This is a genomic window from Pseudomonas monteilii NBRC 103158 = DSM 14164 (assembly GCF_000730605.1).
Classification (GTDB): Bacteria; Pseudomonadota; Gammaproteobacteria; order Pseudomonadales; family Pseudomonadaceae; genus Aquipseudomonas; species Aquipseudomonas monteilii.
In genome coordinates, this window is sequence record NZ_BBIS01000009.1 from 336,340 (window position 1) to 348,672 (window position 12,333).

A 12,333-nucleotide genomic window follows, 5' to 3' on the forward strand; every position below is an offset into this window, starting at 1 on the left:
TCATTGTGTGGAGTGTTCCCCTATGCAGACTTCGAGCACTGGCGTGTCGCGTACCCGGCAGGTGGTCGCTGCCGTTATCGGCAACGCCCTGGAGTGGTATGACTTTATCGTGTATGGCTTTCTGGCCAGCATCATTGCCCGGCAGTTTTTCCCGTCCGACGATGAGTACGCCTCGCTGCTGATGGCCCTGGCCACCTTTGGCGTCGGCTTTTTCATGCGCCCGGTGGGTGGTGTGTTGCTGGGCATGTATTCCGATCGCAAGGGCCGCAAGGCGGCCATGCAGATGATCATCCGGCTGATGACCGTGTCGATCGCCATGATCGCTTTTGCCCCCGATTACCTGGCCATTGGCATGGCCGCGCCGATGCTGATCGTGGTGGCGCGTATGCTGCAGGGCTTCGCTACCGGTGGCGAATACGCCAGCGCGACAGCGTTTCTGGTGGAAAGTGCGCCGGCCCACCGCAAGGGTCTGTATGGTTCGTGGCAACTGGTGGGGCAGTGCCTGGCGGTGTTTTCCGGGGCGGCAATGGTCGCCCTGGTGACGCACCTGTGTTCGCCTGAGGCACTGGACAGCTGGGGCTGGCGCATTCCGTTCGTGCTCGGCCTGCTGATCGGCCCGGTGGGGCTGTGGATTCGCAAGCATATGGAGGAGCCGGAAGAGTTCGTCGAAGCGCGCCGCCAGGCCAAGGGCCACTCGCCCAGCCTGTGGCAGGTGTTGCGTGAGCACCGGCGCAGCCTGCTGGTGTCGATGGGCCTGGCCTGTGGCGCGACGGTGTCGTTCTACGTGGTGCTGGTGAACATGCCGACCTTCGCCCACAAGAACCTCGGGCTGCCGCTGGACCAGGTGCTGCTGGTGCAGATGCTGGCCGTGGGGCTGATGACCGTTGTGATTCCGTTGTCTGGCGCGCTGTCGGACCGGCTGGGCAGGCGCCCGGTTCTGATGGCCTTCACCTTGGCGTTCTTCGTGATGGTCTACCCGCTGTATGTATGGGTGGCCGCAGCGCCGTCCGTGGAGCGCCTGCTGATCATGCAACTGCTGCTGTGCACCGTCATCGGCGGCTTCTTCGGCCCGGCACCCACTGCATTGGCCGAGCAGTTCCCGGTCGAGGTGCGCTCCACCGGTGTGTCGGTGGCCTATAACGTGGCAGTGATGGTGTTCGGCGGCTTTGCGCCGTTGATCGTGACCTGGCTGAGCAAGGTGCTCGGCACCCCGGTGGCGCCTTCGTTCTATGTGCTGTTCGCCTGCCTGCTGACGCTGCTGGGTACCTACTGCCTGAAAGAAGCACCTCGGGTGGCCAAGTCTGCCAACTTCAACCTTGGAGTGAAACCGTGAAGCCGCTAGCCATCGACCCCCTCGTAGCCCTCGATGCCGATGCATTGTCCCAGGCTATCCATGCCCGCCAGGTGTCGTGTCGGGACGTGATGCAGGCCTACCTGCTGCACATCGAACGCTGCAACCCTGTCGTCAATGCGCTGGTCTCACTGCGCCCGGCCGAAGCGCTGCTGGCCGAGGCCGATGAGCGTGACCGTGAACTGGCCCGTGGCCATTCGCGAGGCTGGATGCATGGCATGCCGCAGGCGATCAAGGACCTGGCAGCCACTGCCGGGCTGCGCACCACCCTTGGCTCCCCCTTGTTTGCCGAACAGGTACCCGAGCAGGACGCGATCAGTGTTGCGCGGGTGCGGGCGAGCGGGGCGCTGATCGTGGGCAAGAGTAACGTGCCCGAGTTCGGCCTCGGCTCGCAAACCTACAACACCCTGTTCGGTACCACCACCAATGCCTACGACCCGCAGCGTGTGGCCGGTGGCAGCAGTGGCGGGGCGGCAGCGGCGCTGGCCATGCGCCTGCTGCCGGTCGCCGACGGTAGCGACATGATGGGCTCGCTGCGCAACCCGGCGGCGTTCAACAATGTGTTCGGCCTGCGCCCCTCACAGGGCCGAGTGCCCCATGGGCCTGCGCCCGAACTGTTCGTGCAGCAGCTGGCCACCGAGGGGCCCATGGGCCGCAGCGTGGTTGACGTGGCGCGGTTGCTGTCGATACAGGCTGGCGTCGACGCACGGGTACCCCTGTCGCTGAGCGAAGGTCGGCGGGATTTTACCGCCGGTTTGCAGCGTGATTTCCGGGGCGTGCGGGTCGGCTGGCTGGGTGATTACAACGGCTACCTGCCCATGGATGACGGGGTGATGAGCCTGTGCGAGTCGGCGCTGGCCGACTTTGCCGAACTGGGCTGCCGGGTGGAGGCTTGCCAGCCGGCATTCGACCTCGCGCGGTTGTGGCAATGCTGGCTGACCCATCGCCACTTCCTGGTGCACGGCAACCTCGGCGCGGCCTATGCCGACCCGAACAAGCGCGCACGGCTCAAGCCTGAGGCACAGTGGGAAGTGGAAGGGGGTTTGCAACTGAGTGCGGCAGCGCTGTACCAGGCTTCGCTGGACCGCAGCGACTGGTACCGAGCTTTGGCCCATCTGTTCGAACGTTACGATTTTTTGCTGTTGCCATCGGCCCAGGTGTTCCCTTTCGATGCACGCCAGCCATGGCCGACGGTGGTTGGGGGGCGGGCGATGGACACCTACCACCGCTGGATGGAGGTGGTGATCGGGCCGACCCTGGCCGGCTTGCCGAGCCTCAGCGTACCGGTCGGGTTCAGTGCTGCCGGGTTGCCCATGGGCCTGCAAATCATAGGCCCGGCCCAGGCTGACCATGCGGTGTTGCAGTTGGCGTATGCCCATGAACAGCTCACCCGGTGGGTGGAGCGTTGCCCACCCCAGTGCCTGCAGGCGTCATGAAAGCACCGGGCAGGCGCGGATCTTGCTGGCTATGCTGACCATCCCGCGACAAGGAGGTCAAAACCATGGGCATCACGGCAGACAGTGGCGGCGTACGTTCCGTGGAACGGGCGTTGGCCATTGTCGACCTGTTGGGCGAACACCAGGCGCTGGGCCTGGAGGAACTGCATTACCTGACGGCGCTGCCCAAGGCCACGGTATCGCGCATGCTTGCCACCTTGCAGGAGCAAGGCTGGGTGTACCGTGGCCTGAGCGACCGGCGCTACCGGCTGTGCGCGCGGCGCCTGTTCGGCGACCGCCAGTTGCGTTTCAAGCGACGCCTGGTGGAAAGCGCTGCGCCCATGCTGCTGGAGCTGAGCGAACGCACCGGGCTGGTAGCAGACCTGTCGTGCTTTGACGGCGAACGGCTGGAGGTGATGGAGAGTGCCATCCCCCAAGTGTTGCGCAAGCGCTACCCGCACACCTGCCAGATTGTTGGGCACCATGCCAGCCTGTTCCATTCGGCGATGGGGCGGGCCTGCCTGGGTGAGCTGGCGGAGGACGAAGTGCAGCGCTTGGCGGCCCATGAGCGGCTGCGCGATGACACGGTGCTGCGCAATATCGAGGAAGACGCACACAAGGGCTTTGGCCAGCGGACCGAAGGTCACTGGGAGTATCCGGTGCGGTTGCCGTTCCTGATTCGCGCCATCGCCTTGCCGGTACATGCCGAAGGGCGCCTGGCCGGGAGCATTGCCTTGCACTGGCCACTGGACCAGGCGCCGGTCGAGCGGGTGTTGAACCTGCACCTTGGCAGCCTGGAGAGCACCGTAGGTGAAGTACAGCGGGCCATGATGGCCTGAGTTTTTCTGAGCCGGCCTTTTCGTGGGTAAACCCGCTTTTGTTCTTGTTGTGTCTGGTTTCGAGCAAGTGAGCCGATGGGTCATAGCGATAGCGCAAATCGCCGCTGTTCAGGTCTTTGATGTGGTGTAACTGGCTAGCTTCGTTGTAGCGATAACTGCGCGCCGCGATGCGTTTGGACTTCCCTTGGCGGGCTAGCGTCATCAGCCCACGTATACCAACGTAGAGGAGCTCGAAAGTTGGGAGCGGCGGCAACAGACATACTGCTTGGATGTCTGTTGTTCGCCTACTTCACTTGGCCAAGTTGGCTCGGCGATGGACGCTGCCATGTGATGCGCTGGCGATAAGGGTGGCGCCGCACGCGGTTTTCATGCCGTCAAGGGCGACGGGGATGCCGTTGACGCGGTAGGTGTCGCTGCCTTCGATTATTGGGAACTCGCCCTTGCATAGCGGGCAGAAGACCATGTTGCCTTTGCCGACCATTGGTTTGCCGTTGAGGTTTGTATGCGGGATACCTTCAATTACGTACCCTCCATGATCTGTCCTATCGCCAAGGCGAACGATGTGGCTCATAAAATATCGCCTTTAGGAAGTTTGTATTTTTAAGAGTCCGGCTTCAGTACCGCTCTCAGAAATATTAGGGGATAAAAGTAAGTAGCTCATGCCTCCTGCGAATAGGCCTCTGTGGTCTGGGAACAGCGCGTCTAGGTCGTATTCATCGATTTGCATAAAAAAAACCAATCCGTTGCTCTCGTCATCTTGTATCCAGCATGGTATTCCCCCTACTTTCGATATCCCATTTGCACTACTGTCTTGCTCGTTTGTTTCCTCCGTCCCAATGGGGAGTTTTTTGAGGGGGAAGGGGTGTTCACTTCTTTCAATATTCGCGACTGAGTACGCAATAGCAATGCCATTTTCATTCATTGCTTTATGTATGTGGTTTAGAGGGTTGGTGTCGAAGGGGGTGAATACAGAGATGGTAAGTTCGCGATCTACTGAGATCTCATTACTATTATCGTTAATAAAGCTTGCGGGCAGGCTGATTAGATGTATTAGTGGGCAGCCTTGTGAGTCATGCGGCCATGCTATATTTTGGGGTAGGCACGGACTTCCTCCTAGGAAGGCCTCATCTTTCTTTGGGGGGGCTGAGAATGTTAGTTTTTTCAAAGTAATAAACTCCTATGGGCAGAAACAATCGCAGTTGATGAATTGACTGGCTTGAACCCTAAGTCTTCTTGCCTGTGATGCTGGCACGCCTGCTTGCCGAAGGGCGCCTTGCCAAACATCCATCAGTCGTTTGCTGGGTGTGCCAGAACTGTTGAAGTCGAATTGATTGATTCCTAAGTTTAGGTGTTTTTCAGCCAGTGCGGACTCATTTCTGTGTGCAGCTGTATGCATGGAGCGTGGAATGGCTATCGAAGGGTTGTTGGGGGTTTCGCGCAGCGGAAGACGTTACTCCCATCTGCCGGAGTGCCTGGTGTCGTATGAATTCATGTGCATCTAAGCCGTCTCCTTCATGGCCTTGTCCAGTAAGGTCCGCATATCTCCCCAGCTGACAATTTCGCGCTAGCCCTAATGGGTCAATCCACTCGGTAGGATTTGGGGCGTAGTTGTATACATTAATCCCGCCTATGAACCCAATTGGATCCTTGGTGATGTATCTACCTATGCTGGGATTGTAGTATCGATGATGGTTGTAGTGTAGCCCTGTTTCGATGTCAAAATATTGCCCTTGGAAACGCCATTGACTATTGCACATCTCGCCGTTAGAGCTGTTGCCAAGATTTGTACTTGTTTGGCCCCAGGCCTTGTGGTCGCTGCTCCAAGCAATGTGTCCAAAATCATTGGTGAGTTCTTTAGGTGTTCCAAGATGATCGCATTGATACCAGTCAACCTTCTCAATAGATCTCGGCGCCGGTTGCTGCTGCCAGACCGGATCGCTGTCGACGTTATACGGGAACTCATAGTTCGGCTGATGCAGCATTTCCTCAATGTGGTTCATCACCCCTTGCGCCACCGGGATGAAACTCCCCGGCTCAAACACATAGTGCGTAGTCCGCCCCTTGCCCTCCCGACCGCGTTGCTCAAACGCCAGCGTGTCCCCATCCCAGATAAACAGCGTCAGATCGCAGCCCAGCTTTTCATCCAGCGCACGCCGCACGTTCTCGTTCCAGACCGGCCCCGCCTGTACCCGGTTGCGGTACTTTGAGCGCGAATCTTTGTACACACGGCGACCTAACGCGTCGTAGCCAAACTCGACAACCAGCCGGTCATCCTCATACCGCCGCAGCCGGTCATAGAGGTCCCAGGTGAACTTGCCGGCCTTGCCGTTCTCAATCCGCTCCTGCAGGTTGCCGCGCTCGTCATACCGGTACTGCGTGCCGCAGTAGCTGCGCAGCACGTTGTCCATCAGCTTGCGTGGCGAGTGGGGATTGGGGCCCGGTGGTGCCTCGGGGTCCAGCAGGTTGCTCGCGGGGTCGAAGGCGAACGTCTCTTTCTCGTAGTTGTGCCTGGCTTCGAGCAAGCGACCCACCGGGTCATAGCGATAGCTGCGCGCCGCGATGCGTTTGGACTCCCTTTGGTAAGCCAGCGTCATCAGCCCACGTATACCGACGGAGATGAGTACAAGCGGATCAGGCCTCAATCGAAAGTTGGGAGCGGCGGCAACAGACATACTGCTTGGATGTCTGTTGTCCGCTTACCCCACTTGGGCTGGTTGACTCAGCGATGGACGCTGACATGTGATGCGCTTGCGATCAGGCTGGCGCCGCACGCGGTCTTCATGCCGTCGAGTGCGACGGGGATGCCATTGACGCGGTAGGTGTCGCTGCATTCGATGATTGGGAACTCGCCCTTGCAGAGTGGGCAAAACACCATGCTGCCTTTCCCAGCAATTGGTTTGCCATTGAACTTGGTATGAGGAATTGCATCGATAACCCTTTCCTAATAGTCCGTAGTGTCATCTAAGCGAACAATATCCATCGACTCCTGCTCCTATAGTAATCTGAAGTCATGTTTCCTTTTCGTTGTCTCATTGCAATCGATATGAGTGATTCGATTTCTCTTTCTTAGTGGTAACGGACTGTTGCGCTTTACGGCTCCGCCCATCAGCTTATGGGTCACTTGCTGTCATCTCTATTGAGCGTGTTGAATTCTTTTGAAAGCTCAAGGATTCTCTGGATAAGTGCCTCACTATTTAATTTTACGAGCGGTGGGAGCTCCTCGAATTTCCCAAATATGGAGGCAGGGATGAATTCACCTTTTGATACGACTAGGCGAATGTCAGGCCTGATGTCAGATACCTGTTTCCTAGGAGGGGCCCATGTTGACTCTTCGTCTGGAAATGGGATGCTTGCAACTTTCGGCCATTCGCCGTTTTCCATGGGTTTTCGTATGGTTAGAATATCCTGATAAGATTTGAGCTCTATGAAATTCATGATATTTGATAGTATGCCCCTAGAGACGATGGGGAGAATTGCTATGTCAGGGTCTTGATATGCCCGAATGTATCCGTAGAGTGGTTCTCGACTTGATAGCGGGACCGCAAATATGTCCCCAGGGATCACCTTTAACTTCTTGCTTTTCATTTTGCTAGATGCCTCTCTGCGCATTCTATATAGGTCGGCTTGTTTCTATTTCGGCCCCCTATGGGGTTGTTCTGTTTGGTTGCTCTTTCTCCGAGTTGAACCTTTTCCATGTGCTCGATACCTCTCACCGCTGCATAAGAATCTGTAGTATGTATGATTGTGGCAGAGCTTAGGTCGATTTTGCGGTGATGGCCGCCACTGAATCGCCTGCTGAGAACACTTGCCGGTGTCCCATAGCCTGAGGCTTTCCCTGTATAGATCAAGGGGTTGTCATTTTGGTCTTTGTGCCTTGGATCTGGGGCTTGGTATACGATGTGAGTCTTGCCATCATCGGCGCAGGGGTCAATTTCTGTTGGACAGCAGGAGGGGGCGGCTTTCTTCTTAAGCCCGTACGGATCAGTCCACTGAACTGGATTGCTTGGAAAGATGAAGATGTTCAGCCCACCTAAGAAGCCAATTGGGTCCTTGCTTATGAAGCGACCAGTGTGCGGGTCATAGTATCGATATCGATTATAGTGAAGTTTTGTTTCGGCATCGAAATACTGGCCCTGAAAGCGAAGAAGGCTGTTTGTTGTTAATTGACCACCTCCATCTTTCGACGATTCAGCCGACGCCCCCCAAGCCTTGTAGCTTCCTTGCTCTGTCAACTTTCCGTCTTTATCAGTTATTCCTGATGATGTACCGAGCTGGTCACATTGGTGCCATTCAATGTCATCGAATGGTTTCGGTGTCGGCTTGTGTTGCCAAACCGGATCTCGATCGAAGTCATACGGAAACGCATACCTCGGTTGATGCAGCATCTCCTCAATATGATTCATCACCCCTTGCGCGACCGGAACGAAGGTCCCAGGCTCAAACACATAGTGCGTAGTCCGCCCCTTGCCCTCCCGACCGCGCTGCTCAAACGCCAGTGTGTCCCCGTCCCAGATAAACAGTGTCAGATCGCAGCCCAGCTTTTCATCCAGCGCACGCCGGGCGTTCTCGTTCCAGACCGGCCCAGCCTGTACCCGGTTGCGGTACTTCGAGCGAGAATCTTTGTACACACGGCGACCTAACGCGTCGTAGCCAAACTCGACAACCAGCCGGTCATCTTCGTAGCGCCGCAGCCGGTCATAGAGGTCCCAGGTGAATTTGCCGGTCTTGCCGTTTTCAATGCGCTCCAGCAGGTTGCCGCGTTCGTCATACCGATACTGCGTGCCGCAGTAGCTGCGTAGCACGTTGTCCATCAACTTGCGTGGCGAGTGCGGATTGGGTCCCGGTGGTGCCTCGGGGTCCAGCAGGTTGCTCGCCGGGTCGAAGGCGAACGTCTCTTTCTCGTAGTTGTGCCTGGCCTCCAGCAAGCGACCTACCGGGTCATAGCGATAGCGCAGATCGCCACGGTTCAGGTCTTTGATGTGGTGTAACTGGCCCGCTTCGTCGTAGCGATAGCTGCGCGCTGCGATGCGTTTGGACTCTCCCTGGCGGGCCAGTGTCTGTTCCAGCAACTGGCCATTTGGGCTCCAGGTTTGTCGCTGGACCAAGCCATTGCCTTGCACGCGGCCGATCTCCCGATGCAGGTCATCACGCTCGTAGCTGATCAGTTCCTGGTCATCAAGTTTTAGCGCGAGCAGGTGGCCACTGCCGTAGGTCAGCCAGCTGACCCGGTGGCCATCGGGGCGGGTGGTGGCGATGCGTTGGTTGAGGGCATCGTACTCATGCTTGAACACGGCAACCTGTGGCTTGACCAGGTAATCCAGCCACTGATGCTCACGGGTGTTGTTGCCTGCCGCATCGTAGAACCAGTGCAGCCTGCAGGCGCCGTTGTTGGCCGCCAGCAGGTTGCCATTGCCATCGTAGGCGAACGTTTCAACCTCCCACTTCTCACCGCCACGCCGTCCAGCCTTGCGCTGGATGAGTCGGCCCATGGGGTCGTATTCGAAGTGGGTGGTTCTGTCGCCATCCACACGGCGGGTGGGCAGGTTGCTGCCGTTGTCGTAGAGGTAGTGGGTGGTTTCCTTGTCGAAGCCGGTTTCCTTCAGCAGGCGACCTGCGGGGTCGTACTTGAAACTGGCCTCGCTGTTGTTCTCGTTGCGCAGGCGCACGAGCTGGCCGAGCTTGTCCCAATGGTAGGTGAGCGTGGTGCTGTTGGCGTTGAGGCGCTGATGGATCAATCCCGCTTCGTCGTAGGTCCATGAAGTGCGACGGTGCAGGGCATCGGTGTGGCTGAGCAGGCGGCCTTCGGCGTCACGCTCGAAGCGCTCTGTGGTTTTGTCTGGATGGATGAGCGACACCAGCTGACCCGCTTCGTACTGGTATTCGGTCACCTCGCCGGCGGCGTTGATCAGTTTGCTCAGCTGCCCCAAGGCGTTGTACTTCCACTGTGTGGTCTTACCCGAGCAATCGGTGTAGCTGATCAACTGCCCGTCACGGTTATACGCCAGCTTCTTTTCACCGCCGTTGGCGTCGGTGATGGCAATGGGCAGGTTGTCGCTGTTGTAGGTGTAGAGGGTCTTGTTCTCCAGCGGGTCCTGGGTTTCGATGATGTTGCCGCGCTGGTCGTAGTCGTACCGCCACAAGCCGCCCTCGGCATCGCGGGTCTTGAAGCGCTGGTCCAGGTCGTCATAGGCATGGTGGACCGATGAGCCGTCCGGGCGGGTGTGTTGCAGCAGGTTGCCGCGCTCGTCGTAGGCATAGACATCGCTGCTGCCATCGGTATGGATGTGCTGGGTGACGTTCTTGGCGGCATCCCGGTAAAGCCATTCTTCGTTCTTGTCGGGATGGATGATGCGATAGGGGTAGCCGAGAATGTCGCAGAAGTGCTGGGTTTCATGGCCGTTGGCATCCACGATGCGGGTCAGGCGAATGTTCGGGTCCCAGCTCAGTCGGGTGTCCAGGCTGCCATCGTCGCCCCACTCGCGAACGGCTTTGGCATCGGCGCCTTCGCCGAGCCATTCCAGGTTCATGCCCCGGCCGGTGCGGTCGGTGTAGCGCGTTACCAGGTGGTGCTGGTACTGGTAGGTCCATTCGGCGCCATGTTCGTCCCTCGCGCTGCACAGGTCGCCCTGGGTGTCATGGATATAGGACGCCAGCTGGCGTTGCGGCTGGCCTTCGTGCATCAGCCAAAGCGCGATGATGCGGCCCTGGTCATCAATCTGCGTGTGAATATGCTGGTGTGGTGTGTCGTGCTGGTAGGTCACCAGATCGGAGAGGACGGCAGTGTCGGCCACGCGGTGTTCGTAGTGCAGGGCAATGCTGGAACCGCCCTTGTTTTTGATGGTGCTCAAGCGGAACTGGTTGCCGTGGCGCTGGTAGATCTCTTGGCTTTCATGACCGCGAAGCAGGGCAAGGGTGTCTATGGCGGTGCGAGCGATAACCACATTCTCGATCGCATCGTAGTGGCTGCCGTTGAGCTTCGGCAGGGAGTACTTTTGACTGCGGCCGTCAGTGCCATGGTAGGTGAGTTGGTCGTCGTTCAGATCGAAGCGAGTGGCGAACGGCGTGATCCAGCGCGCTCCATAGGGCCCGCTGTCAAATGCTGAAAGCGAAGAGCGGTAGGTGCGGTTCCACTCGATGGGGAAGACGCCAGGCAGTTGGAAATCGGTATGCACGATCGTTTCACTGCCCGTGGCGAAGCTGATGCTGCAGTTGGTACCCGCTTTTGCCCCACGCTTCTTGCAGTTTGGGTCTGCCTTTGTTGCCCGCTGCCCAGGGGCCGCCTCGGTGGCCTGTCGCCCCTGCACATTACGACTTTGGCTGGTTGAACCAGGTGCGATGTTGCTTCGTCTTGGGGTGTTTGCTCTTCTACTCAATGCCAGGCGGAGTACGCCGAGGATAGAGGCGATGCTGCCTGAGTCCGCCTTGTTACCGATGGCAACGACCTTGTCACCGGCCATCCGGCCGATGCTTTCGAGGCTTTGCGCGATAGGTTCAAGCAGGGCTTTTAGCTTCTCGCTTTCTCCGAAGCCCAGTTCATTTTTGCTGAAGCCAAAGCCGGTCTTACGTTTGAAGAAGTCAGAGGCTTCTGCCACCAACCGCATTCCTGGGAACAGGGCTGTCAGGGCAACATCCTTCACCGTTCCATCTGCCACCGAGCGGATCAAGTCGGCAAGGAACCTGCACACCTCGACAATCTTCTCGGCAAAGCTGGCCAGAATGCTTTGCAATCTGGCTTCGATCTCGGCGATGAACGCTTCAAGCTCGCCGGGGCAAACATGGGCGAGTGCGCCTTCAATGGCTTTGAGAAGCGCTTGAGGAATGCCGTCCCTGGATGCGGTTCTCAGCGATTTCAGCGCTGGGCGCATGACCTTCCGTGCAGGCCCGACACCCGGTAGGGGGGCGATCGCAAACAGATTGATACCCAACCCTACCCAGTTGAACGGGTCAGCTCTATAGGCATTGTCTCCCTTGGCCAGTTCGATGATGTCGCCAATGGCATCTGTTGCGGCAAAGATGGACCCGGCCACAGGCAGCATCTCGCCTACAGAAATAACAGTCCTCCAGTTGACGGCGTCTCCCGTGAGATCTGTTAGCCATTTGGCCAGCATCTCTGTCCCGACTTTTACGTCTTCTTCATCGAACGTCTCTTTAGGGGCAACCACCCCGCTGCACCTATCCATGTTGGTTTGTCCTTGCAGTGGGGAGCGGGAGCTCTTTAGACAGGGCGACAGTCGTGAGCGGTGCCTTCAGGGCGGATTGGAAGACTCGCTTGGCATCGTGAGCGTCCATCTCGCCTGATTTGATGAGTTGGCTCACGGCTTCCTGCATCGCCGCTGCGGGGCTGAGGGGCGTGCTTTGATCGGAAGGCTGTTGCGCAAAGGGTGCTGCGGAAACGGCTTTGGTCTGATCACGGCCAAACCGGACTTTTACTGGCCCCGATGCGAGTCCGGATATGGCAGCAAAGCCGTTCTCGTCCAATGTGCCTTTGACGATCTGGCCAAGTGCATCCTCGACCTCGTACTTGGCCCCCTTGAATGCATGGTTGTTCGCGTAGTGCTGGAACAGCTCCAGGTTGCCATTGCCCGCTTTGACGTCTTCGGGAAACGCCGCCGCCTGACTCTTCGAGCCCTTGTAGATGAAGTCAGTCGCATGCCCGGTGTATTGCCCAGCGGTGGCGTGCAGTATCCCGCTGGCGTTGTAGGTGGTA

At 58.2% G+C, this 12,333-nt stretch carries 9 protein-coding genes and 1 pseudogene; 3 read left to right on the forward strand and 7 right to left on the reverse strand.

All coding sequences use genetic code 11. The annotated features are described in order from the left end of the window. The first annotated feature begins 22 nt into the window (after window positions 1-22). The 3 genes from PM2_RS05445 to PM2_RS05455 all read left to right on the forward strand — a co-directional run bounded on the left by PM2_RS05445 (window position 23) and on the right by PM2_RS05455 (window position 3,626). Entirely contained in the window at window positions 23-1,333 is a 1,311-nt protein-coding gene (locus PM2_RS05445) for a citrate-proton symporter (RefSeq protein WP_028698808.1), read from the forward strand. Then, on the forward strand, window positions 1,330-2,787 hold the full coding sequence (locus PM2_RS05450; RefSeq protein ID WP_028698809.1) for an amidase: 1,458 nt from the start codon (window positions 1,330-1,332) through the stop codon (window positions 2,785-2,787). Before PM2_RS05445 ends, PM2_RS05450 begins: the two co-directional genes overlap by 4 nt. Window positions 2,788-2,852: 65 nt before the next feature. Beyond that, entirely contained in the window at window positions 2,853-3,626 is a 774-nt protein-coding gene (locus PM2_RS05455; protein ID WP_028698810.1) for an IclR family transcriptional regulator, read from the forward strand. Between the two features lie 289 nt (window positions 3,627-3,915). Here the strand turns inward: PM2_RS05455 and PM2_RS05460 are convergent, their stop codons facing one another. The 7 genes and pseudogenes from PM2_RS05460 to PM2_RS30960 all read right to left on the reverse strand — a co-directional run. Then, a complete protein-coding gene (locus tag PM2_RS05460; RefSeq protein ID WP_028698811.1) occupies window positions 3,916-4,197 on the reverse strand; it encodes a PAAR domain-containing protein in 282 nt (93 codons plus the stop codon). A 12-nt stretch (window positions 4,198-4,209) separates the two neighbouring features. Further along, complete coding sequence (locus PM2_RS30665) at window positions 4,210-4,791, reverse strand: DUF1963 domain-containing protein (RefSeq protein WP_154670322.1); 582 nt, start codon at window positions 4,789-4,791, stop codon at window positions 4,210-4,212. A 205-nt stretch (window positions 4,792-4,996) separates the two neighbouring features. Beyond that, window positions 4,997-6,220, reverse strand: a complete 1,224-nt coding sequence (locus PM2_RS31845; protein WP_060710057.1) for an RHS repeat-associated core domain-containing protein — start codon at window positions 6,218-6,220, stop codon at window positions 4,997-4,999. Window positions 6,221-6,345: 125 nt separating this feature from the next. Next, window positions 6,346-6,558, reverse strand: a complete 213-nt coding sequence (locus PM2_RS05470) for a PAAR domain-containing protein (protein ID WP_042131384.1) — start codon at window positions 6,556-6,558, stop codon at window positions 6,346-6,348. A 185-nt stretch (window positions 6,559-6,743) separates the two neighbouring features. Beyond that, window positions 6,744-7,211 (reverse strand): hypothetical protein, encoded by a 468-nt coding sequence (locus tag PM2_RS05475; protein WP_028698813.1) that lies wholly within the window; start codon window positions 7,209-7,211, stop codon window positions 6,744-6,746. After that, entirely contained in the window at window positions 7,208-11,806 is a 4,599-nt protein-coding gene (locus PM2_RS05480; protein ID WP_169739394.1) for an RHS repeat-associated core domain-containing protein, read from the reverse strand. Before PM2_RS05480 ends, PM2_RS05475 begins: the two co-directional genes overlap by 4 nt. Next, window positions 11,799-12,333 (reverse strand): annotated as a pseudogene (locus tag PM2_RS30960) (type VI secretion system Vgr family protein); the annotation flags it as partial. The gene PM2_RS05480 and the pseudogene PM2_RS30960, both read right to left, overlap by 8 nt.

Bases quoted from the DNA above. Each gene is read 5' to 3' on its own strand.
- PM2_RS05475 (WP_028698813.1), bottom strand. From the start codon at position 7,211: ATGAAAAGCAAGAAGTTAAAGGTGATCCCTGGGGACATATTTGCGGTC.
- PM2_RS05445 (WP_028698808.1), top strand. From the start codon at position 23: ATGCAGACTTCGAGCACTGGCGTGTCGCGTACCCGGCAGGTGGTCGCT.
- PM2_RS31845 (WP_060710057.1), bottom strand. From the start codon at position 6,220: ATGACGCTGGCTTACCAAAGGGAGTCCAAACGCATCGCGGCGCGCAGC.
- PM2_RS05455 (WP_028698810.1), top strand. From the start codon at position 2,853: ATGGGCATCACGGCAGACAGTGGCGGCGTACGTTCCGTGGAACGGGCG.
- PM2_RS05480 (WP_169739394.1), bottom strand. From the start codon at position 11,806: ATGGATAGGTGCAGCGGGGTGGTTGCCCCTAAAGAGACGTTCGATGAA.
- PM2_RS05460 (WP_028698811.1), bottom strand. From the start codon at position 4,197: ATGAGCCACATCGTTCGCCTTGGCGATAGGACAGATCATGGAGGGTAC.